Genomic DNA, 23,276 nt, shown 5'->3' on the forward strand with positions numbered 1-23,276 from the left:
CTCGCCGCGTCATCCACGCTTCGGCTTGACGGTGGTCGACGTTTTTTCGGGCTTCGGGGCGCTGGGGGTCAGCCAAGTCGTGATCTGATGTACCTTCTTGGCGGCCTCAACCTGCGCGAGATAACTGATCTGCCCGGGCAGCCCCATCGGATAGGCAGCATCGCGCATTCGCTCATAGTCTCGCGTTTGCTCGCCGCATTGCTTTGCCCGCATGTCCGGGGGACTGCGCTTGGTGTCGTTGGTAAGGGCGGAGAGTGCTTTGTTGCCGGGCGAAAGCTCGCCGGCAAACGCCTGGGTTAGATACATTGCTGCCCGCTCGTTGCGTTCGCGCTCGGTCGTCGCGCCCATCACGACCACCATGACCTGCCTCCCGCCCCTCTCGGCGAGAGCGACCACATTGTTGCCCGCCGCGCAGAGATAACCGGTTTTCAGGCCTCTGGCGCCGTCAAAGCGGGTGAGCAATTCGTTGTGCGATTCAACGGTCTTTCCATCGATGACGACAGCCGATGTCTCGAAGAAGTGCCGGTATTGCGGAAACTCCCTGTCAATGGCTATGCCCAGCAGCGCCATGTCGCGCGCCGTCGCCTTTTGCCGGCGATCGAACAATCCGTTCGGGTTGGTAAACCGGCTTCCCGTCATACCCAATCGCCTTGCGGCATCGTTCATCGCCTTGACGAACGCCTCTTCCGATCCGGCAACCGTCTCGGCAATCGCCATGGCGATGTCGTTGGTCGAGCCGGATATCATGGCGAACAGAGCATCCTCCATCGTCATGGTGCTTCCGACGTGCAGGCCGGAGTCGAGGAATTTCTGGCTCATCGCATGGGTGGAAAGCACCACTGGCGTCTGCATCGAAACACGCCCGGCGCGAATGGCCTCAAAAGTGACGAAGGCCGTCATCAACTTGGTCGTCGAAGCTGGAAACCAGGGACGCCCTGCCTCTTCGGCATAGAGCACCTGTCCAGCCGCGACATCGACGACGAGAATGGGCGTCGCATCCGCGGCACGCGCAGGGCCGTGAAGCGTCAAAACGAGCGCCAAGCAGCCGAGACTCTTCCAAAACATTCTATCCATATCCCTTTCGACCGCCCAGGCGGCCCAATCAATCAATCGTTTCTATGACGTCCGCTTCCGACCTTTTTGCGACATTCACGACAACCGATCGGCGCTAGAGCGAACGGCCTGGCGGTCAGCCGCTCGCCCGCCCGGCAAGCACCACTGCCGTACGCAGCAGTTCGGCATTGTCGACGGCTCTGGTCCCATCTGGCAGGTCAGCGCCATCCTCCAGGCCGATGCGGCGGTCGAGACCCAGGCGGACAGCTTCGTCATGCATCGACCACTGGGTCCGGTCGCTACCGTGCAACTGGATCGGCAGGCCGAGATTGGCGTGGTTGAGGACGGCGAGAATCTCGTGGGCGACATGCAGTCCCGCCGCCGTTTCCTGTTCCTCGATCTCGATGAGCACACGCAGGCAGCGCTCGGCGGAAGGCAGCGCCACCAGACGCAAGGCGTCGGCGACCGTGGCCAACCCCGCTTCGATGCCGATGCGGCGCTGGATCATCAGCGCCATGATCTCCGGCGCATCCTCCTCACTGAGATTGACGGAAACATAATCCGGCAGGGTCCGCCATTCGCGCATCGGTGCCTGGCGCGCCCGGCCAGTCGGCGGAATGGTCCACAGGGTCGAGATGCCGACCGGCACGCCCGGCACGCTCGCACGGATCGCTTCCAGGGCTGCGCCAACATCGGCCGGCTCCAGGCTCTGCTCGCCATCCTGCCCTCGGGGGTGGACATGCAGCTCCTCGGCACCGGCGCCGATGGCCGCCTTGGCATCGTACGCCAGTTCAGCCGGCGTGCAGGCCAGCGCCGGGTGGAAATCGCGGCTCCTGCTGCCGTTCAGGCAAGCTTGCAGCATCGTCCTCTCCCTGATCATATCTGCGCAGCGAGATCCCGCGCCCGCAGCGCCAAAGCCTCCGCATCCGCAAGCCAGTCGGCCCGATCCGCCGCAGTGCTGGTGGCGACCACGCCATAGAGCGCACGCAGAACATGGTGCACGCCACAATAGCGCAAAATGCCCTCCCGCCACATGCGATCGAGCGGATCGCCGAAAACGGCCTGCTCTCGATCCGAAGGCGTATTGCCGGTGTTGAGCACCAGCGCGGCACAGGCCCGCAGGAGCCCCTGCGGCACGTCACCTCGATCGTCCCCCTTGGCGAAGGTATAGGCGGCACCGGGCGCGAAGACCCGGTCGATCCAGCCCTTCATGATCGCCGGCGGCGCGCCCCAGCAATTGGGATGGATGACCGCGAGGAGATCGCAGGACTGCAGCTCGGCGATATGGGCCTGCACCAGGGTATTCTCGCTCGGACGGCCGCGAGCCTCCTCGGTGGTCAGGAGTGGGTCGAAGCCCTCGGCGGCCAGGTCGTGATAGGCAACATCGCAGCCGGCTTCTCGCCAGGTCCTTCGCACGACCTCGGCCAATGCATGGTTGAAACTCGCTGGCACGGGATGGCCGATGACGACCATCGCTCGCATGTCAGAGCACCTTGCCGGGATTCATGATGCCCTTGGGATCGAACGTCGCCTTGATGGCGCGCATCATCTCCAACTCCACCGGATCCTTGACCCCTGGCAGCAGCTTGCGCTTGGCCTGGCCGATGCCGTGTTCGGCTGAGATCGAACCGTGGAACTCGGCGACGATGGCATGAACGATCTCGTTGGTCTTTTCCCACTTGTCCAGGAAGGCCTGCTTGTCACCGCCCACGGGCTGGGAAACGTTGAAGTGGATATTGCCGTCGCCAAGATGGCCGAAAGGCAAGGGACGAGCGCCCGGGATGAAAGCCTCCACGGCGGCAATGGCCTTGTCGAGGAAAGCAGGCACGAGGCGGATCGGCACCGAGACGTCATGCTTGATCGAACCGCCCTCGAAGCGCTGGCTCTCCGACAGCAATTCGCGCAGACGCCAGAAATCGGCGGCCTGTTCGAGCGAGGCGGCGATCACGGCATCGCGGGCATAGCCGCGCTCATAGGCCGTCATCAGCATCGTCTCCAACGCCTCGTTCACGCCGCCCTCGGAGGAGTTCGAGACCTCCAGCAGCACATACCAGGGATAGCTGCCCTCGATGGGATCGCGGGCATCGGCAACATGGCGGATGACGAAATCGATGCCGATGCGCGGCATCAATTCGAAAGCCGTCACCGTGCCGCCGCCGTTTTCCCGCGCAACATGGAGAAGCGCCAGCGCCGCCGCCGGATTGTCGACACCGATGAAGGCCGTGCCGATGGAGCGGGGCTTGGGAAACAGTTTCAGCACCGCCGCGGTGACGATGCCGAGCGTGCCCTCGGCGCCGATGAAGAGGTTCTTCAGATCGTAGCCGGTGTTGTCCTTTCGCAAATGACGCATGCCGTGCCAGATCCGCCCTCCCGGCAGCACGACTTCCAGCCCCATCACCAGGTCGCGTGTGTTGCCATAGGCGATCACGCCGGTGCCGCCAGCATTGGTGCCGATATTGCCGCCGATGGTGCAGCTCCCCTCGGATGGCAGAGTGAGGGGGAAGAAACGCCCGGCCGCCTCCGCCGCCTCCTGCACGCGCTGCAGCGTCACGCCGGCCTCGACATCGATGGTGTTGCTGTCGGGATCGACGGCGCGAACCTTGTCCAGGCGCTTGAGCGAGACCAGCAGTTCGTTGCCTTCCGCACGCGGAACCTGGCCGCCGACCAGGCCGGTATTGCCGCCCTGCGGCACGATCGCGGTATCGGTCTCGTCGGCCAGCTTGAGGATCGCCGCAACCTCCTCCACCGTCCCGGGCAGCAGCACCAGCGGCGTCCTGCCGTGATAGCGGTCGCGCCATTCCTTCAGGAAGGGCTGCTGCGCATCCACATCAGCAATGGCGTAGCGCTCTCCAACCAGGGCGGCGAAGCGGGCGAGAAGTTCGGGAGAAAGCTGAGCGGACATGGAGGGTCATCCTGGCTGCGGCGTTTTGCAATTGGACGGAAGTGGCAAGAATCGCAAAACGCTCTAGCCAATCCGTTGGATTGGCTTGGAAACGAAGAGTCGGGGCAAAGCATGTTTACACGTGAATGCGCTTTGCTCTAGCGGACAAGATGATGGAGCGTATTGGCGACGATCGCGTCGGGCTCCGCATCGATTGAAACGATAATCGGCGTCTCGTCCGGCCCCGGCGGCTCCAGCGTGGCAAACTGGCTGGCGAGCAGGCTCGGCGGCATGAAATGGTTCTTGCGCTTGGCCAACCGCGCAGAGATCAATTCGGCGCTGCCTTCGAGAAAGACGAAGCGGACGTCCGCGTGCCCATCCCGCAGGGCATTGCGATAGCCGCGCTTGAGCGCCGAGCAGGCAACGACGCCGTGTTGCCCCGCCCCTCTCAACTCGGCGATCCAGGCCGCGATGGCCGCGAGCCAGGGCCATCGATCCTCGTCGGTCAAAGGGATGCCCGCATGCATCTTGGTGACATTGGCCGGCGGGTGGAAGGAATCGCCATCCCGGAACGTCCAGCCGAGCCGCGTCCCCAGGCGTTCACCGATGCTGCTCTTTCCGGAACCGGAAACGCCCATGACAACGAGAGCAGTAGGAAGGGGCGGCGATGAAGTCATGACATTTCCTAGAGCAGAATGCGGTCTGGTCGAGGTGGTTCTCTCGATCAAATCGCCGGGTGCCAGGAACATTTTGCGATTCCTGGCGATTCCGTCCAATTGCAAAACGCTATTTTCGCTCGAACACGCCGACCAGTTCGACATGGCCGGAGTGGCGAAACTGGTCGACCGGCGTCACCTTGGTGAGCCGGTAGCCACCGGCAATCAAAAGCGCTGCGTCGCGGGCAAAGGTCGTCGGGTTGCAGGACACACCGACGATACGGCGCAACTTGGCAGCGGCAAGGCGTTTGGCCTGCGCTTCCGCACCGGCGCGCGGCGGATCGAACACCACGGCATCGAACGGCTTGAGCTCCTCGGCCAGCAGGGGTCGGTAGAAGAGATCACGTGCGGTCGCCCCGGTAGGCTTGAGGCCTTGGGCTCGCCTGGCCGCCCGGTCGAGCGCGCCGACCGCTGGCTTGTCCGAATCGAAGGCCTGCACATGCATGGCATCCGCCAACGCGAGCGCGAAGGTGCCACAGCCCGAGAAGAGGTCAGCGATACGCTTGGCACCGGAAAGGCCCTCACGCACCAGGCCCGTGAGAGCAAGGTCTGCCTCGGCCGTGGCCTGCAGGAAGGCTCCCGGCGGCGGTGAAACCTCCACCGTTCCGAAACGCACCACCGGAGCCCGGCGTTCGATCACCACGTCGCCGTGATTGGAAAGCCTGGCCAGGTCGAACTGCTGGGCAAGCTCGCCGAGCCTCAGCCGCATCTTGTCGTCGATGCGCCCGGCGCCGCGAATATCACAGTCGAGGCCGGTGACCGTGGCGGTCAGTACCAGATCGAGGGGCTTGCCAAGGCCGCGCATTTGCTTCTCCAGCGCACGCACCACCTCCAGGCCACGGTTCAGTTCCGGCACCAAAATCGGACAGGCGTCGAGTTCGACGATGGCATGCGAACGCGCCTCGGCGAAGCCGACCAAACCCTTGCGGGCATGCAGGGTCGCCCGGCGGCGGCCGCGACCATGGGCATCGACGAGCGGCTCGACCGGTGTTTCGATGCCGGCCTGCCTCAGCGCCTCGACCACCAGGCCGCGCTTCCAGGTCTGATAGGCCTGGAGCGACCAGTGCTGGATGGCGCAGCCGCCGCAATGGCTGAAGTGGGGGCAGAAAGCCTCGATGCGATCCGGGCTCGGCTCCTGCAGGGCGATCAGCCGTCCCCGCTCACCGTTCACCTCGGCCAGAACCGTTTCACCCGGCAAGGCATAAGGCACGAAGACCGGGCCCGGCGCGATGCCGTCACCGCGATGCCCCAGCCTTTCGATCTTGAGTTCCAGTGATGTCTCAACGTGCTGATTCACGATCTCAACTTCATCATGCGGCGCCTGAACGAGATGAATCAAAATCTCAGTTCAGGCACGCAAGTCCCCTGATTCAATCTACGAGCTCGGCTATACTAACCCTATGGGCAGACAGCAGAAACTCCTTGTTACCGTCGCCACCTTCGATGGGGGACGGCACGATCCCGCGCAGTTGCCAGCCGAGCGAGGAGACGAGGCCGGCGATACGCTCGCAGACCTCGGCATGCACGGCCTCGTCCTTGACCACGCCCCCCTTGCCAATCCGCTCGCGACCCGCCTCGAATTGCGGCTTGACGAGCACGGCAAGATCCGCGCCCGGGCCGGCGAGCGCCAGCGCCGCCGGCAGCACCAGCGCCAGCGAGATGAAGCTGACATCGGCGACGACGACATCGACGGGGTCGGGCACGAGACTGCGATCGAGCCTGCGCGCATCCACCCCTTCCAGCGAAATCAACCTGTCATTTCCCCGCAAGCTGGCATGAAGCTGATCATGGCCGACATCGACGGCATAGACCCGGACCACGCCCCGCCGCAGCAGCACATCGCTGAAGCCGCCGGTGGAGGCGCCGATGTCGAGCGCGATGCGTCCCTCGACCGGCACCGAAAATATATCGAGCGCGTGTTCGAGCTTGAGCCCACCGCGCGACACGAAGGGGAAGGCCGCCTGCGCTTGGATGACGGCCTCTGGCGCCAAACCCTCTGAGGCCTTGCGCACAGGCTTGCCATCGGCGACCACAAGTCCCGCAGCGATCGCGGCCTGTGCCTTGGCACGGCTGTCGAAGTGACCGCGCTCAACCAGCAGCACGTCCGCGCGCTTGCGCATCAGGCACGCTTGGCCCCGGTTACGACATCGCGCCCGAGCACCGACAAAACCTTGGTCACGATACCGGCGGCATCGAGCCCGGCCTGCGCATACATCGCCTCTGGCTTGTCCTGATCGAGGAAGATGTCGGGCAGCACCAGCGAACGGAATTTCAGGCCGTTGTCGAAGGCGCCGGCTTCGGCCAGGCACTGGGCCACGAAGCTGCCGAAGCCCCCCACGGAACCTTCCTCGACCGTCAGCAGCACCTCGTGCTGGCGGGCGAGCCTGAGGACCAGTTCCTCGTCGAGCGGCTTGGCAAAGCGGGCGTCCGCGACGGTCGCCGACAGCCCGAGCGCGGCTAGGTCCTCGGCCGCCTTCAGGCACTCGGCCAGGCGCGTGCCGAAGGAGAGCAGGGCAATGTTGCTGCCTTCGCGCAGGACGCGTCCCTTACCGATCGGCAGGGGCACGCCGATTTCGGGCATCTCGACGCCGACTCCCTCCCCGCGCGGATAGCGGAAGGCGATCGGGCCATCGTCATAGGCTGCCGCGGTCGCCACCATATGCACCAGTTCGGCTTCGTCGGCGGCGGCCATCACTACCATGTTGGGCAGGCAGCCCAGGAAGGCAACGTCGAAGGAGCCGGCATGGGTGGCTCCATCCGCCCCGACGAGACCGGCGCGGTCGATCGGGAAGCGCACCGGCAGGTTCTGGATCGCCACGTCGTGGACGACCTGGTCGTAGCCGCGCTGCAGGAAGGTGGAGTAGATCGCGCAGAATGGTTTGTAGCCTTCACTGGCGAGACCTGCCGCGAAGGTTATCGCATGCTGCTCGGCAATGCCGACATCGTAAAGCCGTTGGGGAAAGGCCTGTTCGAACAGGTCCAGCCCCGTACCGGACGGCATGGCAGCGGTGATCGCTACCACCTTCTCGTCCTTGCGGGCCTCCTTGATGAGGCTCTCGGCAAAGATGCGGGTGTAGGATGGTGCATTGGCCTTGGCCTTCACCTGCGCTCCGGTGATGACATCGAACTTCACCACACCGTGATATTTGTCGGGCGCGTTCTCGGCCGGGCCGTAGCCCTTGCCCTTCTGGGTGACGACGTGGATGAGCACCGGTCCGTCGGCCTTGTCGCGCACATTCTTGAGCACCGGCAGGAGGTGGTCGAGATTATGTCCGTCGATCGGGCCGATATAGTAGAAGCCGAGCTCCTCGAACAGCGTGCCGCCGGTCCAGAAGCCGCGAGCATATTCCTCGGTGCGCTTGGCCTTGTCGTAGAAGAATTTCGGCAGCTTCTTGGCCAGCATCTTGCCGAAATCGCGCAAATTCTTGTAGGTCCCGCCGGAGACCAGCCGGGCCAGATAGGCCGACATCGCGCCCACGGGCGGGGCGATCGACATGTCGTTGTCGTTGAGGATGACGACGAGGCGCGAACCCAGCGCCCCGGCATTGTTCATCGCCTCATAGGCCATGCCGGCCGACATCGAGCCGTCACCGATCACGCAGATGACATTGTTGTCGCGGCCGTCGAGATCGCGCGCCGCCGCCATGCCGAGGCCCGCCGAAATCGAGGTCGAGGAATGCGCGGCCCCGAAGGGATCGTATTCGCTCTCGCTGCGCTTGGTGAAGCCGCTGAGCCCCCCCGTCTGGCGCAGGGTACGGATACGGTCACGCCGCCCGGTGAGGATCTTGTGCGGATAGGCCTGATGGCCGACATCCCAGATCAGGCGATCACGCGGCGTGTCGAACACGGCGTGGATGGCGACCGTCAGCTCGACCACCCCGAGGCCCGCGCCCAGATGGCCGCCGGTCACCGAGACGGCATCGATGGTCTCCCGGCGCAGTTCGTCCACCACCTGCTGGAGCTTGTCCTCGGGCAGGCGGCGCAGATCAGCCGGCAGATTGATGGTGTCGAGCAGCGGGGTTGCGGAAGTGTTTGCCAAATTTTTCACCCGAGAAGATTAGAGCAAAGCACGCATAAGTGGAAACATCATTTTGCTCTAACTCTTTGTTCCGACGCGTCTTTGCGAGTACGGCCCATTTCGGCGGATCGCAGGACGCCCTGAAGGCTGTTGCGTATCAGGCTTCCGGCAAGGGTTCGAGCCCGGCGGGCTTGCCCTCGGCGTCGAGCCGGATCTTGTCGACCTTGGCCTCTGCGACCTTCAGAAGCTTGTCGCAATGGGCCTTGAGCTGCTCGCCACGCCCGAACAGCGTGATCGATTCCTCCAGCGGCACATTGCCTCCCTCAAGGCTGCGCACGATTTGCTCGAGTTCGGCGAGCGCCTTCTCGAAGCTGAGCGTTGCGATATCGGACGGCTTGTCGGCCATTATCAACCTGTCAGATCTGCTATTTTCCCCTCTATAGCCCCTAACCTCGCCGCATTGAAAGAAAAAGCCATGCAAACGGCATGACCCAACCGTGCATAAGGCGCGGGAAAGCGACAGGTTGCGGCTCAGGCGCGCTTCCGGCAAAAGCGGCGCATGGATTTGCAGACCTTCCTTGCGCTCTCCGCCGGTTCCCTGTCCGCCGTGGCCATCGCCCAGGTGTTCGTTACCCAGGCCCATCGTTTTCCATGCATCGCGCTCTACCTGGCGGGGCATGCGATCGTGATCGCCATCGCCATCGCGGGATACCAATTTCTGCCCGACTATTACGGTTTCCTGGCCGCCCTGGCCCTGCTGATGATCATTGCGCCAGGGCCCTTGCTGAATCGAGCCAATCGCGAATTGTTGGCCGGCCGCAACGAACGCGCCGCCCTGCTCGCCCGCCTGGCCAGTGTCATTCAGCCCACCGGGCAAATCCGCTTCACGGCCAATCTGTTCAAGGCCCTTTCCGAATCGACGCGCGAGGACCGGATCGACGCCCTTGAAGCACTGCGCCAGACCACCAAGCCGGACCAGGAGGTAATCATCGACCTGCAGTTGCTGCGGCAGCGCCAGAACTGGCAGGGCATCGTCGACTATCTCGCCCGTAACCCCATGCCGCCAGGCGCAGACGCGGTCGCCTTCCCGATTCGGGCTCTGGGGGAAACTGGCCAGCTGGAGGCCATGGTGGCGACAGCCGCGCGCCATCGCGGCCTGCTGGGCTCCGGACAATTGTCGACCCTGATGCTCCTGGCCTTCTGCGGGCGCGTTCAGGCCACGGATTCGATGCTGGCCTCGTTCCACGCCATGCCGGTCTCCGTGAAGGCCTTCTGGCAGGCGACCGCCCTCCAGGCGGCGGCGCGCGGCGAACTTGCCGAACCACTGCTGCGGGGCTTTGCTTCCGCATCGCTGACGCCGGCCCAGCATGAAGCGATCGTCGCTCGCCTGGACAAGCCGGCGAGCGAGGCGGAGGGCCAGCTCTCGCCGCAGGCCACCGCCTTCCTCGATGATTTGGAGGCGCATATCCGGCGCAACGCCCCCCTGCGCCGCACCGGCTGGCGCGCCGCTCCGGTGACCTATCTGCTGATCCTGGCCAATTGCGCCTTCTTCGGCATCGAACTGTGGAATGGCGACACCACCGACGCCGAAAATCTGTTCCGGCTTGGGGGGTTATGGCCCGATGCTGTGGTCAGGGATCATGAATGGTGGCGCCTGCTCAGCGCCATGTTCCTGCATGCCGGCCCCGAACATCTGATCAGCAACATGATCGGGCTTTTCCTTCTTGGCCGCATGGTGGAGGCCACGGTCGGAAGCCTGCGCATGGGCCTGATCTATGTGATCGGCGGCCTGGCTTCCATGGCCGGGGTGCTCGCTTTGGCCGTAGCCGGCGTAACCCAGCCCGAGGTCCTGGTCGGGGCGTCCGGCGCCATCTTCGCCTTGATCGGCGCCATCGCCCTGCGGCGCTTGTCGGACTTCCTGGCAACGCGCCACATCGCCGACCGGCACAATCTCAGCCTGATCGTCATCGTATTGCTGATCCAGGCGTCGATCGATCTTTCGCTGCCGCAGATCAGTTTCGCCGCCCATGGCCTCGGATTCGTCGCCGGCATAGCACTGGCCTGGATGTTTGGCACGGCGCACTCCAAGCGGCGATGACGCGGAGCGCGAACATCGCGTCAGGCCGTCCAGAAACGCACGGCCTCGCCGCGCGAATGTTCGTCCAGCGAGCCTTCCCACATCACCCTGGCACCGCGCACGATGGTGCCAACAGGCCAGCCAGTGACCTCAACGCCGTCATAGGGCGTCCAGCCACATTTGGAGGCAATCCACCCGTTGCGGATGGTCTCCTTGCGCTTGAGGTCGACGATGGTGAGGTCAGCGTCATAACCGACGGCGATGCGACCCTTGCCGGCCATGCCGAAGATGCGGCAGGGGCCGTGGCTGGTGAGGTCGACGAAACGCTCCAATGACAGCCGGCCTTGGTTCACATGGTCGAGCATCACCGGCACCAAGGTCTGCACGCCGGTCATGCCCGAGGGAGAATCGGGATAGGGCTTGGCCTTTTCTTCCAGCGTATGCGGCGCGTGGTCGGAGCCGAGCACGTCGACGATGCCCTGGCGGATGCCGTGCCAGATGCCCTCGCGATGACCGGCATCACGAACCGGCGGGTTCATCTGCACCAGCGTGCCCAGTTTCTCATAGGCCTCCGGGCCAGCCAGAGTGAGATGATGCGGCGTCGCCTCGCAGGTCACCAGCCGCTTATGCGCGCCGAGGAAGGGTATCTCGTCCGCCGTCGAGATGTGCAGGACATGGATGGGCGCGCCCGTCTCCTCGGCAATGGCGACGAGGCGGCGCGTGCAGTTGAGGGCCGCCTCGACGTCGCGCCAGACCGGGTGGGACGAGGCGTCCCCCTGGATGCGCAAATCGCGCCGCTCGCGCAGGCGATACTCGTCCTCAGAATGGAAGGCGGCACGGCGGCGCGTACGCTTGAGGATCTCGCGCACGCCCTCGTCGTCCTCGACCAAGAGCGAACCGGTGGAAGAGCCCATGAACACCTTGATGCCGGCTGCGCCCGGCAGGCGCTCCAGTTCCGCCACCTCTGGCGCGTTCTCGCGGGTGCCGCCAACCCAGAAGGCGAAATCGCAATGCATGCGATGCGTGCCGCGGCTGACCTTGTCGGCCAGGGCTTCGGGCGTAATGGTGAGCGGGTCGGTGTTCGGCATCTCGAACACTGCGGTGACGCCGCCCATCACCGCCGCCCGCGACCCCGATTCGAGGTCTTCCTTGTGCGTCGGTCCCGGCTCGCGAAAATGCACCTGGCTGTCGATCACACCCGGAAGGATGGTGAGCCCGGTGCAATCGATCACCTCGCCGGCACTGGCCTGCGACAGGTCTCCCAGCGCCGCGATGCGTCCATCCTTGACCCCCACATCGCCACCATGCCGCCCGTCCTGATTGACGATTTCGCCATTGCGGAAGATGCGGTCGAAGATCTGGGGCATGGCGCTCTCCTCGAGGACGAAACTGAAACCCTGCGCTTTTCCCCCAGAGAGCGCCAGCTTTCAACCAACAATCCGCCGCCTCTTCACGCCGCGCACAGGGATTGCCATATAGGGGAGGCTGAAACGGGACTGCCTTGCCATGATCCATCTGCTCGACCGCGCCATACTCCGCCTCAGCGGCGAGGATGCTCGATCCTGGTTCGCCAATCTCGTCACCTGCGACATTGCCCATCTCGAACCCGGCCGGGGAAGATGGGGTGCCTTGCTGACGCCGCAGGGCAAGATCCTGTTCGATTTCCTGGCGACGATCGGGGAAGACGGGCTCTATCTCGATACCGACGCCGACGTGGCGCCCGATTTAGCCAAGAGGCTCAATTTCTATCGGCTGCGCGCCAAGGTGACGGTCGAGACTCTGTCGCCGGCCTGGGGTGTCTACGTTGCCCTGCCCTCCGAAGAGATCAATATCGAGGGCCTGGCTATCGAAAGCGCCATCGCCTTCCCCGACCCCCGCCGTCCCGAGCTTGGTCTGCGCATTTACGCGCCTGTCGTCGCCGGCGTGGATGATACCGCTACTGCCGCCTATCACGCCCGCCGCATCGAGCTCGGCATTCCCGAAGGCGGCAAGGATTTTCGCTTCGGCGATGCCTTCCCGCACGAAGTGCTGATGGACATGCTCGCCGGCGTCGACTTCAAGAAAGGCTGCTTCGTCGGCCAGGAAGTCGTCAGCCGCATGCAGCATCGCGGCACCGCGCGGACCCGCATCGTGCCTGTGATAGCCAGCGCCACCCTGCCGCCAGCCGGCACGGAAATCCGCATCGGCGACCGGCCGGCCGGCACCCTCGGCTCCTCGGCAGGTACGCGGGGGTTGGCCCTGCTCCGGCTCGATCGTGTGGAAGACGGGCTGGCTGCCGGCGAGATCCTGGCGGCGGAGGGCGTGGCTCTGGCGGTCGACAAGCCCTCCTGGTGGATTGGACCGAGCGAGACGCACAAGGCGATGGCCTGAGCTTCCTTCCCCGGCCTTCAACCGGCGTTGCGCCCTCGCGCGAATTGCAGAGTCGTCTCGGCAACGAGCCGGCCGAGATGGTGGGCCGTACGGCGCTGTATTCAGGCGTCGCGGCGCAGTCTTCCCCAACACCCCGCTCTGCCTGTCTTGCTCCCGCGATGATTCCGGGCAATCCTAGAGCAAAGCACGTTCATGACTGAACGCGCTTTGCTCCAGCTTCTTGTCTCGATGCGTCTTTGCGATTCTTAGTGACTCCGTCAAATCGCAAACGCTTTGGGGAAGTAATTTCATACCCGCCCGAGCGCGGGACTCTTCATGAGTATGCCGGGCGTCATGGTTGCAATGGCATGCTGTCGCTCTAAAGCGCGAGGATGCCTCCGTGAACCAGCCCCACGCCTTCGATCCGACGGTCTTGAGCCATGTCCGCACGGTGATCAGCATCATCGTGGGCCTCAGCATGGGCCGGCTGCTCACCGGCCTTGCCCGCTTCGTCCAGCATCCGCGCCAGCACAAGATCTACAGCGTCCATCTGGCGTGGACCTTCTTCATGCTGCTTCACATCATCTCGTTCTGGTGGTGGGAATTCCATCTGGTCAACGTGCAGTGGACCTTCCCGCTTTATGGCTTCGTCGCCTTCTATGCGAGCGTGTTCTTCTTCATGTGCACGATGCTCTTTCCGGACACCATGTACGAGTACAAGGGCTTCGAGGACTATTTCATGTCCCGCCGGAAATGGTTTTTCGGCATCCTGATCGGCACCTTCTTCCTCGACATCATCGACACCCTCATCAAGGGCGGCGACTACGTCCAGTCGCTCGGCCCGGAATATTGGGTGCGCATCGCCTTCTTCGTCATCACCAGCGCGGCCGCCATTATTGTATCAAACCAGCGCTTTCAGCTCGCCTTCGCCATCGTCGCGCTGGTTGCCGAGATCGGCTGGGCCCTCGGCCTCTATGACACGCTGACCTGAGCCGGAGCACCGATCATCTCACCGGCGAGGATCTCGTAGGAGCGCTTGGTCTTCTCGTGGTCGAAGATCATGTTGGTGGCGATGATCTCGTCGGCGCCGGTACGGGCGACGAATTCCTCGATCCCCGCCTTGACGGTAGCGGGCGAGCCGACCACCGATATGTGACGCATATGCTGCAGCGTCGCACGGCCGACGGCATCGAGTGTCTCCTCGTAGTTTTCGACCGGCGGCTGGATCAGGCCCGGCCGCCCCGTGCGCAGGCTGACGAAGGCCTGCAGGCGTGAGCTCTGCAGGAACTGGGCTTCCTCGTCGGTGTCGGCGGCAACCACGTTCATGCCGAGCATGACATGGGGTTTGTCGAGATATTCGGAGGGCTCGAAGCGGCCGCGATAAATGGCGATCGCCCCTTCGAGATCAGCCGCCGCGAAATGCGAGGCGAACGCGAAGGGCAGGCCGAGCATGGCGGCAAGCTGCGCCCCGAACAGGCTGGAACCGAGGATCCAGACCGGCACCTCCAGCCCCGCCCCCGGAACGGCCTGCACGCGCTGATCCGGGCTCACCGGTTTGAAATAATTCATCAGCTCGATGACGTCGCGCGGAAAGGCGTCGATCTCTGCGTTGAGATTGCGGCGCAGCGCCTGCGCTGTAATCTGGTCGGTGCCGGGCGCCCGCCCGACGCCGAGATCGATGCGCCCAGGATGCAGGGCCGCCAGCGTGCCGAAGGCCTCGGCGACCATCAAGGGCGCATGGTTGGGCAGCATGATGCCGCCGGCCCCGAGACGGATGGTGGAGGTGCCGGATGCGACATGGGCAAGCGCCACCGCGGTGGCAGCGCTGGCAATGCCCGGCATGTTGTGATGCTCGGCCAGCCACAGCCTGTTATAGCCGAGCCGCTCGACATGGCGGGCAAGGTCCAGCGAATTGTGGAGGGCCTGCCCGGCATTGCTGCCGACGGCGATGGGCGAAAGGTCGAGGACTGAAATCGGGATCATGAAAAGGGCACGACAAAATTCGATGACGATCGAACTAATATAGGTGGCTTTGCCGCCCTGGCAAGGAAGGGCGCAGTTAACCTTCTCCCCTCGATCACGAAATGTTCTTGCCTCTTCCCGAGTCGGCTTTCGCCATGGCAAGAAGGCGGCATGGAACACACAGTCATTCTGCACGACGACGGCAAGTACCGTTGTCCCTGGCCGGGGCTGGACCCCTTCTACATCGCCTATCACGACGAGGAATGGGGCGTGCCCGAATATGACGGCCGCGCTCTCTATGAAAAGCTCATCCTCGACGGTTTCCAGGCCGGCCTGTCCTGGATCACCATCCTGCGCAAGCGCGAGCATTTCCGCGAGGTGTTCGACGGCTTCGAGCCGGCCAAGATCGCGCTTTACGGTCCGGAGAAGGTGGCGGCCCTGATGGCCGATCCCGGCATCGTGCGCAATCGTTCCAAGGTGGAAGGCACCATCATCGGCGCCCGGCTCTGGCTGGAGATCGAGGAAAAGCAGGGTTTCTCGCCCTATCTGTGGGACTTCCTCGACGGCCGTCCCCTGCAGAACACACCGCGCGCCCATGGCGACGTCCCGGCCGAGACGGCCCTGTCGCAAAAGATCTCTAAGGATCTGAAGGCGCGCGGCTTCAAATTCGTCGGACCCACCATCGTCTATGCCTTCATGCAGGCGGTCGGCATGGTCAACGACCATCTCGTCGACTGCTTCCGCCATGCCGAATGCGCCGAGCTCGGCAAGGCGGGGCATCCGGGCTGACCATGGCACGCGTAAAGAAAGCCACTCCTCACCGGGCCTGGCAGCGCATGTTATCGGGCCGACGGCTCGATTTGCTCGATCCTTCCCCGCTCGATATCGAAATCGAGGATATCGCCCACGGCCTGGCCCGGGTCGCGCGCTGGAACGGCCAGACCAGCGGCAATGCCATCTTCTCGGTGGCCCAGCACAGCGTGCTCGTCCTCGACGTGCTCGATGCGATGGAGCCCTCCCAGCCCGACATGGTGAGGCTGATGGTGCTGCTGCACGATGCACCCGAATATGTCATCGGCGACATGATCTCGCCCTTCAAGGCAGTGATCGGGGAGAGCTATAAGAGCGTGGAGGCCCGCCTGCTCGGAGCCATCCATCTGCGCTTCGGCCTGCCGGCCATCCCGCCTCCGGCGATCAAGGCACTAACCAAGAAAGCCGACATGGTGGCTGCCTTTCTCGAAGCGACCCAGCTTGCCGGCTTCGGCATCGAGGAATCCTGCCGCATCTTCGGCGATCCGCGCCCCCTGCCCCGGCCAATGGACCAGACCAGGCTGAAACCTCTGCCGGCGGAGCAGGCGCAGCGGGCCTTCCTCGACCGTTTTACCCAGATCTTCAGGTAAGCCACCATGCAAATCAATGTCTGCTCGCTCTCCCGGCTCGACGCCACGGTCACCGCCACCGGCGCCCGCCAGATCCTGACCTTGATCAATGCCGGCACCAAGGTGATCAGGCCTGTCACGGTGGAGGAGAAGCGCCATCTCTTTCTCAGCATGAACGACATCGTCGAGGTGGCGGAAGAAGGGCAGATCCTGCCCGGCGAGGACCACCTCTCGCAGCTTCTCGCCTTCGTCAGGGACTGGGACCAGGCGACGCCGCTGGTGGTGCATTGCTATGCCGGGGTCAGCCGCTCGACCGCCGCGGCCTTCACGGCGGCCTGCGCTCTCAACCCCACGCTCGACGAGCATGAGCTGGCGCAAACCATTCGCCGGCTGTCGCCGACCGCAACCCCCAACCGCCGCATCGTAGCCCTGGCGGACATGCGCCTTGGCCGCAACGGCCGCATGCTTGCCGCCATCGACGCCATCGGCCGCGGCGAGGACTGCTTCGAAGGCGTGCCCTTCGCCTTGCATTTGTAAGGCGTGTCGTCAGGAAAGTGCCGCTCGGCGACCCGCCAAAAAAAGCCCGGCGGGGAGCCGGGCCAGGAAAAGGTCAAACATCGCATCGCTGTCGAGGAACGGACAGCTCGATGGCCGCGACCATGGCAAAGATCGATGACGGGCCGATGACGCCGCCTATGCTGTCTCCGAGCTGGAAGTATACAAGTTTAAACTTAATCTGGCATACCACGCTTTCGGACACTGACGGGAGCCGTGGAGGGGCAGAGCCGGTCGGTGTGGCGCAGCCCCGCAGGCTTGGGCAGCGACGGATATGGTATACCGGCAGCATGACAAAACTACTTGAACATGCGGTGAATCCCGCCCGCGCGCTCCCCCCTGCGATGCAAGATGATGTGGCACGGCTGTGTGCAGAGCTTAACGGAATTGCGCGCGGCTGGCTGCGAAACGATTTTTAGCGAAACGGTCAGCTGCGCGCACGGGTCGTCCGCCGTTCCACCGCGTGCCGGCGCAACTCTTGGACGGCAAAGTTCGTCAAAGCCACTTCCAGCCTGAGACGCTGCAAGATGCCATCGGGACAAGGCTCGATGCCAGCCATTCACTGCGACTGCCGCGGTTCCTGCCCGGATCCGATTTTGGGCCCGAACAACAGGCGCTGATAGACGAGGCCGATGCCAATCAAGGCGACGCCGAGCCCCATGAAGGACAAGGCACGCCAGATCCCCTCCAGCTCCGACATGTCGAACAGAAAGGCCTTGGCGACCGCCAGCATGATCACGATGGCCGAGCCCAGGCGGATGGCGCGCACCTTCGCCCAAATGCCGAGGGCAAGCAGCACCAGGCCATAGAGCAGCCAGGCGATGGTATAGCCCCAGTTCTCGGCCGAGGAGATCGACGCGAAGTCGGGCACGCCCTCGGCAAAGATCTTGCGCACTTCGAGGGTGACATAGACGAAGCCGAGCACGAAGGCACAGATCCCGCACAGCAGGGCAAAGGGCGCATTCTCCATGCCCCGATTCTTGTGTTCCTCCTTACCGACGCCACGACCATACCAGTGCCAGAACAGCGCCGCCGCCCCCGCGAGCAGCGCCGGCAGGGCATAGCCGGGCAGCAAGGTGTTGAAGAGGGCGCCGCCGCCGATCGCCTCGCCGCTGATCACGGGATTGGCAGTGATCAACGGCCCCGTGACCGTCAGGCAAAGCGCGATGATGACGCTGATCGGCGCCGCGACCCGGTAGACCGGGCTGGTGGTCGCCCCGGAACGATAGACCAGCGCCATCGAGGCGGCAAAGGCGAGTGCCGTATAAAGCCCTGCCTCGGCGAGGGACATGCCGGGATAAGCGGCCTCCTCCGCTCCGCGCAGGCCGAGGCGGATGGCGAAGACCACCGCTGCGCTGCCAAGCAGGATGGCGCCGAGATCGAGGATGGCGGCCGGAATATCTGTCTTGCGCCGGCGCAGGAGGACGCCGCCATAATAGAAGGCCGCGGCGGGCACGGCATAGCGCAGCGCGATATCCTGCCAGTCCGGGAAGTGTTCCAGGCTGGCGCCAGCCAGGGTCCAGGCCCCGCCCATGCGCGCCAGCACCAGCAGGACGAAACCGGCCGCGCACCAGCGCAGGGCCGGCAGCGGCCGCAGGGTCGAGACCCAGGCCGCGCCGAGCGCAGACAGGCCAAAGGCCAGTGTGAGCGGGGAATCGGCGATCAGGAAGGTGAGCGTGAGTGCCACTGCCGAGGCGCTCGCGACGGCATGCAGGGAGGAACCGGCACCGGGCGTCTCATCCTCGCCCGCCTGCCTCTCCAATCGCAGGAAACGCTCGGTCGTCGCGGCGAAGAGCACGGCGAGCCCGGCTGCCACCGCGCCGAAAGGCAGGCTGGCGCGCAGGCTCTCGATACGCAGATAGGCGATAGCCAGTGCGAAGATCGGGGTTGCCGTCCCCGCCAGTGCCAGCGCCAGTGCCGGCAGTTGCGGCCTGGGGTGGCGCATCAGGCTGATCGTGGTAGCCAGCAGCAGCACGCCAGCCGGGATGATCGCGATCTGCAGATAGGCCTGCAGCGCGTCCGGCATCAGGAAGGGCAGATAGAGATGGCCCGGCACCACCACCAGTGGTTCGGCGGCGAGTTGCCCGCCAATCGGCCAGATCCACAGGCAGGCCAGCCCGGCCAGGCCGGCGATCACGGCGGCCGGGGCCAGTGCATCGAAGGCGAGCGCGGTCGCCAGCGCCAGTGCCATCACGATCAGCAAGGTGGCGAGCGAGGCATGCCCGAACACATCGGCGCCGGCGAAAGAGACGGCCAGCACCGCGAGGCCCGCGACCGCGCCGAGGCCGATGGGATCGAAACGCTGATAGGTCTTGCCGTGATGGGGCTCGTAGATCAGCACCGCGCCGACCAGCGCCGACAAAGCGAGGATGTAGAACACCATGGCACCGGTGTCCTCGCCCATGATGCTGCCCAGCACGAAGCCATAGCAGAAGGCGCCGATACCGGCGGCGATGGCGAGCCAGCGCCAGAGGCGAATACGCGCCAGCATGAAAGCGGCTGATGTCACCACTACGATATAGAGGGCGAGCGCCCAGGGATTGGGCTGGTTCGAGGACACCAGCAGGGGCGCGCCATAGGCGCCGACGAGGCCCAGGCCGGCGAGCCAGGGGCCATGCAGCGCCGCCGCATACATGGTGGCGATGCCGACCAGGCCAAGCAGCACGAAGGCTTGGGCCGGGCTGAGGAAATCATAGAGCGCATAAGCGGCATAGACGGTCGCGAAGAGGGCCACCGTGCCCGCGGCCGTGACCACGCCGGGAATATAGGCCGCCTGTCCTGCGGCTGGCGCCACCGGACGACGCCTCAAATATTCGCCGCCGCAGATCAGGGCCAGGGAGAAGACGAGGCCAGCCAGGATGCGCGCACCGGGGCCGAGAAGCTCCTCCTCGATGGCATACCGCACCATAAAAGCACCTCCGAGTGCCAGCGCCAGGCCGCCGACCCAGACGGCCCAGCGCGTGCCGAGCTTTTCCTCCAGGCTGACCTTGGGCTTGTCGGGCGCCGCGCGGCGCTGAGCCTGCCCGGAAGCAGCCATCACCGGTTCCGGCCGGACTGGCGCCTGTGCCTGCCCGACTATCGGCGACGTCTCGACAGGCGAGGCAGTGGAAACCGGTGCAACCATTGCCCGTACGGGCTCAGCGGCCTTTCTTTCCCCGGCCAGAGCTGGCGCCGGCGAGGCCGTCGCGCCGGTCCTGGCGACGTCGACCGGCACCGGGCGCTGGCCTGCCAGCAGACGAACCCTTTCCTCCAGCTCCTGCACCCTGCGCCTGAGGCCGAGTGTCATCACGAAGCCGACGATCGCCAGCACCGGAAAGGCGAGCACCAGGAGGCCGATGAGGAGGAAGGCGCTATCTTCAGACATGCTCACCCATGACAGGTCATTACAGCGCGGGCTCCGCGCGGTCCTCGAGCAAAGCGCGTTCAAGCGTGAACGCTGCTTCACTCCAGCTCATTGTTTCCAAGCCAATCCAACGGATTGGTTAGAGCGTCTTTGCGATTCTGGCCGATCCGGACAAATCGCAAAATGCTCTGGGCGACAAGTGCAGGCGGTTTGCCCGGCAATTGAAGCTGCGTTGATCATGGACAAGATCTTTGCCGTCATCGCGAGTGACGCGTGCCAATCCTGTAGCAAGAATTGCCGCCTCAGCGACATTTGGATTGCTTCGCTACACTCGCATCGACGATGCGAAAATCACGCCACCCATAAACGCAACTATGGTGCCAGCCATACGCGTGAATCCGGATCTTGTGTATCCCGCCGGTTACAGGAACTGTGGACGCCTATCGTGGAAGCTTGCCGATCAGGCCCACCATTTGACGCGGTAGAAGATATGTTTGCCGATCTTGTCCTTCTCGCGCATGTCGCGCACCCAGCGCGGACGAACATAATTGGCATGATAATGCGTGGCGTTCCCAACTTCTGGGATCCAGTCCTTGGCGTTCATCACCCGCTCGGCGAGGACCAGGGCCTGCTCCCAGGGCTCCTTCTCGGTAACCTTGTCGGCGACGAGATCGCAGGCGAAGGAGAACTGGCAGCCGCCATAGCGTTTGTTGCTGGCCCCCTGGTAGACTACGTCGCAGACATTCTTGGGATAGAAGGGCGAGCGCAGGCGGTTGATGATGACCTGGGCGACGGCCACCTGTCCCTCGCGGCTTTCGCCGCGGGCCTCGAAATAGATCGCCGTCGCCAGGCAAATCTGTGCCTTGGTGAAGGCTGCCGGCGGCAGGTCGAGCGGGCGGGCTTTGCCGTCGTCCAGCCCGGGCAGGCCGGCAATGCGCGATTTCTTCTGCGCATCGGTCAACCCCTCGTCACTGCCGATTTCGGGCATGGTCTGGGCATCGTCCGGCGTCATCACCGGCTGCACGTTCGCCAAAGTCATGACAGGTTGGGTCAAGACTGGCTGGGCCACCACCGGCTGGAGGGCGCTCGGGTCGGCCATGGCGAGTTCGACCGGCCGCGCCTCGTCCGCTCGGGTCGTGCTGCTGGTCAGGCTCGCGAGGTCGGGGCGGCTCGCCGCCGGCGACATGCCACCAGCCGGGGCAAGCGAATGATCGAGAGGCACCGCGCCATCATGTCCGCCGAGATCGGCATCGGCGACCGAAAGCCGCTCGGCAAGCTTGGTGACCACGATGGCACTGAGCCGGGACGGCTGGAATTGCTGCAGCCCCTCGGCGGTCTCTGGCGGCTGGAGCCTGCGCGACTGCCGCGCCATCGGCTTGGCGCCGACTTTGGGCATCAGCACATGCGGATCGCCCGACGCCATATAGGCAACATTCTCTCCGACACCCCGGTCTGGCCGCCGGTCACCCTTGGCGGTCCGGATCACCTCGGGCCAGATCGTCATGCCTTTCTTGGTGGCGTCCCGGATCGGTGCACTGGGCGGGCCGACATCATCGGGAAGCGGCATGAAATCGTTTCGGTTCGGCGTCAGCGTCAGGCTGGCAGGCATGGCCCGCAGCGTGAAGCCGTCACCGAAGGCGGTCTGCGGCGCCAAACCGATATCGGCTAGGCTGAGCTGCGGCATTGCGAACAGACCAGCCCGCATCACCGCGGCGCGCCGCACGCCGGGCGCGCCCTGCAGGGCGCCATGCATGGTAGCGGCAACGGCGGGGCTCGCCTGCACGGCGGTCGAGCGGCGGTACATCATCGTGCTGGTGGCGCCAGCGCAGAGCAGAAGGGCGATGATGACGGGCCGGCGCAGCAGCATGGACGAGGCTCACAGGTTCAACCAACACGGCGTTGCCGATGAGCCCATTGATGATGCATTAACCTTGATGGGGAGTTAACAGGGGCGCCCAGCCTGTTCCAACTCTGGAAGCTTTGCTCTATCCTTTCGCCATGATGTCCGCGTCCATGCCCCCCGAACAGATCGTCGCGCTGCTGCAATGGTATGCCGATATGGGCGTAGACGTGGCTGTTGGCGACGAACCGGTCGACCGCTTTACCGAAAGCGCGCAGGCTGTTTTCTCCCCCTCCCCCGTCCGTTCCGCACCGGAGCCCGAGCCGGCGCGCAGAGCTCCTGCCGCCACGGCGCAGCCCCGCATGGCGTCCCCGGCGCCGACCATGCTCACCACCTCCCCGGACGCGGTGGAACTGGCGGCGCGCGAGCAGGCGCGCAGCGCCCGCACGCTGGACGAATTGCGCGATCTTCTCGAGCGTTTCGACGGCTGCGCCCTCAAGGCCACGGCGAGCCGACTCGTCTTTGCCGACGGGGCTGCCGACGCCAAGGTGATGTTCGTGGGCGAAGCGCCAGGGCGCGACGAGGACATCCAGGGCAAGCCTTTCGTTGGCCGCTCGGGCCAGTTGCTCGACCGCATGCTCACCGCCATAGGCCTTGACCGCACCAAGGCCTATATCGCCAATGTCGTGCCCTGGCGCCCGCCCGGCAATCGCGACCCGACCCCGCAGGAGACCACGATCTGCCGTCCCTTCATCGAACGCCAGATCGAACTGGTCGCGCCCAAGGTCCTGGTCTGCCTCGGCGCACGCAGTGCCCAGGCGCTGCTTGGCGTCACCGACGGTATCCTGAAACTGCGCGGGCGCTGGCTCGACCATGAGCTTTCAGGCCAGCGTATCCGGGCGATCGCTACGCTGCATCCGGCCTATCTCTTACGCCAGCCGGTGCAGAAGAGGCTGGCCTGGCGCGATTTCCGCGCGATCCGCACGGCACTCGAGCAGGACGCTTCCTGAGACAAACGCGTGCCCGGCCCTTTGCCGTCGTGGGAGAAACTTTGTGATCCCCGCTCCTTGCGCCGAACCGAACGGCGCATTTCGGGAAAACTG

General features: G+C 64.6%; 20 protein-coding genes. 7 read left to right on the forward strand and 13 right to left on the reverse strand.

Annotation, left to right across the window (positions count from 1 at the left end; translation table 11 throughout):
* Positions 1 to 9: 9 nt before the first annotated feature.
* The 9 genes from ACZYTC_RS14075 to ACZYTC_RS14115 form a co-directional block, all read right to left on the reverse strand.
* On the reverse strand, positions 10 to 1,110 hold the full coding sequence (locus tag ACZYTC_RS14075; RefSeq protein ID WP_488989835.1) for a D-alanyl-D-alanine carboxypeptidase family protein: 1,101 nt from the start codon (positions 1,108 to 1,110) through the stop codon (positions 10 to 12).
* A 79-nt stretch (positions 1,111 to 1,189) separates the two neighbouring features.
* Positions 1,190 to 1,915 carry a 3-keto-5-aminohexanoate cleavage protein gene (locus ACZYTC_RS14080; RefSeq protein ID WP_488989836.1) on the reverse strand — a complete coding sequence of 242 codons (726 nt, stop codon included), beginning with the start codon at positions 1,913 to 1,915 and terminating at the stop codon, positions 1,190 to 1,192.
* Positions 1,916 to 1,929: 14 nt separating this feature from the next.
* Positions 1,930 to 2,535 (reverse strand): NAD(P)H-dependent oxidoreductase, encoded by a 606-nt coding sequence (locus ACZYTC_RS14085; RefSeq protein WP_434955472.1) that lies wholly within the window; start codon positions 2,533 to 2,535, stop codon positions 1,930 to 1,932.
* 1 nt (position 2,536) lies between these two features.
* The gene (locus tag ACZYTC_RS14090) at positions 2,537 to 3,955 is read right to left on the reverse strand and encodes an FAD-binding oxidoreductase (protein ID WP_434955471.1); all 1,419 of its coding nucleotides are present in this window, start codon (positions 3,953 to 3,955) and stop codon (positions 2,537 to 2,539) included.
* A 137-nt stretch (positions 3,956 to 4,092) separates the two neighbouring features.
* On the reverse strand, positions 4,093 to 4,611 hold the full coding sequence (locus ACZYTC_RS14095) for a gluconokinase (protein WP_434955470.1): 519 nt from the start codon (positions 4,609 to 4,611) through the stop codon (positions 4,093 to 4,095).
* 109 nt (positions 4,612 to 4,720) lie between these two features.
* The gene (locus ACZYTC_RS14100) at positions 4,721 to 5,947 is read right to left on the reverse strand and encodes a class I SAM-dependent RNA methyltransferase (protein ID WP_434955469.1); all 1,227 of its coding nucleotides are present in this window, start codon (positions 5,945 to 5,947) and stop codon (positions 4,721 to 4,723) included.
* Positions 5,948 to 6,020: 73 nt separating this feature from the next.
* A complete protein-coding gene (locus ACZYTC_RS14105; RefSeq protein WP_481274049.1) occupies positions 6,021 to 6,770 on the reverse strand; it encodes a TlyA family RNA methyltransferase in 750 nt (249 codons plus the stop codon).
* Entirely contained in the window at positions 6,770 to 8,689 is a 1,920-nt protein-coding gene (gene dxs, locus ACZYTC_RS14110) for a 1-deoxy-D-xylulose-5-phosphate synthase (protein ID WP_488989837.1), read from the reverse strand. Before dxs ends, ACZYTC_RS14105 begins: the two co-directional genes overlap by 1 nt.
* A gap of 136 nt (positions 8,690 to 8,825) precedes the next feature.
* Entirely contained in the window at positions 8,826 to 9,074 is a 249-nt protein-coding gene (locus ACZYTC_RS14115; protein WP_068284665.1) for an exodeoxyribonuclease VII small subunit, read from the reverse strand.
* A 153-nt stretch (positions 9,075 to 9,227) separates the two neighbouring features.
* Between ACZYTC_RS14115 and ACZYTC_RS14120 the strand changes: the two genes are divergently transcribed.
* Positions 9,228 to 10,766 carry a rhomboid family intramembrane serine protease gene (locus tag ACZYTC_RS14120; RefSeq protein WP_488989838.1) on the forward strand — a complete coding sequence of 513 codons (1,539 nt, stop codon included), beginning with the start codon at positions 9,228 to 9,230 and terminating at the stop codon, positions 10,764 to 10,766.
* Between the two features lie 20 nt (positions 10,767 to 10,786).
* Here ACZYTC_RS14120 and ACZYTC_RS14125 read toward each other — a convergent pair whose 3' ends face one another.
* On the reverse strand, positions 10,787 to 12,112 hold the full coding sequence (locus tag ACZYTC_RS14125; protein WP_441772823.1) for a dihydroorotase: 1,326 nt from the start codon (positions 12,110 to 12,112) through the stop codon (positions 10,787 to 10,789).
* A 139-nt stretch (positions 12,113 to 12,251) separates the two neighbouring features.
* On the opposite strand from ACZYTC_RS14125, the gene ygfZ reads away from it, so the two are divergent.
* Positions 12,252 to 13,115, forward strand: coding sequence for a CAF17-like 4Fe-4S cluster assembly/insertion protein YgfZ (gene ygfZ, locus ACZYTC_RS14130; RefSeq protein WP_488989839.1), 864 nt, complete (start codon positions 12,252 to 12,254; stop codon positions 13,113 to 13,115).
* A 379-nt stretch (positions 13,116 to 13,494) separates the two neighbouring features.
* On the forward strand, positions 13,495 to 14,085 hold the full coding sequence (locus ACZYTC_RS14135; RefSeq protein ID WP_434955463.1) for a hypothetical protein: 591 nt from the start codon (positions 13,495 to 13,497) through the stop codon (positions 14,083 to 14,085).
* Here ACZYTC_RS14135 and ACZYTC_RS14140 read toward each other — a convergent pair.
* Entirely contained in the window at positions 14,067 to 15,077 is a 1,011-nt protein-coding gene (locus ACZYTC_RS14140) for an LLM class flavin-dependent oxidoreductase (protein ID WP_434955462.1), read from the reverse strand. The two genes, ACZYTC_RS14135 and ACZYTC_RS14140, sit on opposite strands and share 19 nt — an antisense overlap.
* 150 nt (positions 15,078 to 15,227) lie before the next feature.
* Here ACZYTC_RS14140 and ACZYTC_RS14145 point away from each other — a divergent pair, with 150 nt between their 5' ends.
* From ACZYTC_RS14145 to ACZYTC_RS14155, 3 genes are read left to right on the forward strand one after another with little or no spacing between them, the layout of a single operon-like run.
* The gene (locus tag ACZYTC_RS14145) at positions 15,228 to 15,845 is read left to right on the forward strand and encodes a DNA-3-methyladenine glycosylase I (protein WP_488989840.1); all 618 of its coding nucleotides are present in this window, start codon (positions 15,228 to 15,230) and stop codon (positions 15,843 to 15,845) included.
* 2 nt (positions 15,846 to 15,847) lie between these two features.
* The gene (locus ACZYTC_RS14150) at positions 15,848 to 16,456 is read left to right on the forward strand and encodes an HD domain-containing protein (protein ID WP_488989841.1); all 609 of its coding nucleotides are present in this window, start codon (positions 15,848 to 15,850) and stop codon (positions 16,454 to 16,456) included.
* A gap of 6 nt (positions 16,457 to 16,462) precedes the next feature.
* On the forward strand, positions 16,463 to 16,972 hold the full coding sequence (locus ACZYTC_RS14155; protein WP_434955459.1) for a tyrosine phosphatase family protein: 510 nt from the start codon (positions 16,463 to 16,465) through the stop codon (positions 16,970 to 16,972).
* Positions 16,973 to 17,549: 577 nt separating this feature from the next.
* Here the strand turns inward: ACZYTC_RS14155 and ACZYTC_RS14160 are convergent.
* Positions 17,550 to 20,354 carry a DUF2339 domain-containing protein gene (locus tag ACZYTC_RS14160; protein ID WP_488989842.1) on the reverse strand — a complete coding sequence of 935 codons (2,805 nt, stop codon included), beginning with the start codon at positions 20,352 to 20,354 and terminating at the stop codon, positions 17,550 to 17,552.
* Between the two features lie 439 nt (positions 20,355 to 20,793).
* A complete protein-coding gene (locus tag ACZYTC_RS14165) occupies positions 20,794 to 22,200 on the reverse strand; it encodes a cell wall hydrolase (protein WP_488989843.1) in 1,407 nt (468 codons plus the stop codon).
* Between the two features lie 146 nt (positions 22,201 to 22,346).
* On the opposite strand from ACZYTC_RS14165, the gene ACZYTC_RS14170 reads away from it, so the two are divergent.
* A complete protein-coding gene (locus ACZYTC_RS14170; protein WP_488989844.1) occupies positions 22,347 to 23,183 on the forward strand; it encodes a uracil-DNA glycosylase in 837 nt (278 codons plus the stop codon).
* Positions 23,184 to 23,276 lie beyond the last annotated feature (93 nt).

It is taken from the genome of Labrys sp. F242 (genome assembly GCF_057813875.1).

Excerpts from the sequence above, each read along its gene's own strand:
- ACZYTC_RS14080 (WP_488989836.1), bottom strand. The coding sequence starts at position 1,915 with ATGCTGCAAGCTTGCCTGAACGGCAGCAGGAGCCGCGATTTCCACCCG.
- ACZYTC_RS14085 (WP_434955472.1), bottom strand. The coding sequence starts at position 2,535 with ATGCGAGCGATGGTCGTCATCGGCCATCCCGTGCCAGCGAGTTTCAAC.
- ACZYTC_RS14090 (WP_434955471.1), bottom strand. The coding sequence starts at position 3,955 with ATGTCCGCTCAGCTTTCTCCCGAACTTCTCGCCCGCTTCGCCGCCCTG.
- ACZYTC_RS14095 (WP_434955470.1), bottom strand. The coding sequence starts at position 4,611 with ATGACTTCATCGCCGCCCCTTCCTACTGCTCTCGTTGTCATGGGCGTT.
- ACZYTC_RS14105 (WP_481274049.1), bottom strand. The coding sequence starts at position 6,770 with ATGCGCAAGCGCGCGGACGTGCTGCTGGTTGAGCGCGGTCACTTCGAC.
- ACZYTC_RS14115 (WP_068284665.1), bottom strand. The coding sequence starts at position 9,074 with ATGGCCGACAAGCCGTCCGATATCGCAACGCTCAGCTTCGAGAAGGCG.
- ACZYTC_RS14120 (WP_488989838.1), top strand. The coding sequence starts at position 9,228 with ATGGATTTGCAGACCTTCCTTGCGCTCTCCGCCGGTTCCCTGTCCGCC.
- ACZYTC_RS14125 (WP_441772823.1), bottom strand. The coding sequence starts at position 12,112 with ATGCCCCAGATCTTCGACCGCATCTTCCGCAATGGCGAAATCGTCAAT.
- ygfZ (WP_488989839.1), top strand. The coding sequence starts at position 12,252 with ATGATCCATCTGCTCGACCGCGCCATACTCCGCCTCAGCGGCGAGGAT.
- ACZYTC_RS14140 (WP_434955462.1), bottom strand. The coding sequence starts at position 15,077 with ATGATCCCGATTTCAGTCCTCGACCTTTCGCCCATCGCCGTCGGCAGC.
- ACZYTC_RS14145 (WP_488989840.1), top strand. The coding sequence starts at position 15,228 with ATGGAACACACAGTCATTCTGCACGACGACGGCAAGTACCGTTGTCCC.
- ACZYTC_RS14150 (WP_488989841.1), top strand. The coding sequence starts at position 15,848 with ATGGCACGCGTAAAGAAAGCCACTCCTCACCGGGCCTGGCAGCGCATG.
- ACZYTC_RS14155 (WP_434955459.1), top strand. The coding sequence starts at position 16,463 with ATGCAAATCAATGTCTGCTCGCTCTCCCGGCTCGACGCCACGGTCACC.
- ACZYTC_RS14160 (WP_488989842.1), bottom strand. The coding sequence starts at position 20,354 with ATGTCTGAAGATAGCGCCTTCCTCCTCATCGGCCTCCTGGTGCTCGCC.
- ACZYTC_RS14165 (WP_488989843.1), bottom strand. The coding sequence starts at position 22,200 with ATGCTGCTGCGCCGGCCCGTCATCATCGCCCTTCTGCTCTGCGCTGGC.
- ACZYTC_RS14170 (WP_488989844.1), top strand. The coding sequence starts at position 22,347 with ATGCCCCCCGAACAGATCGTCGCGCTGCTGCAATGGTATGCCGATATG.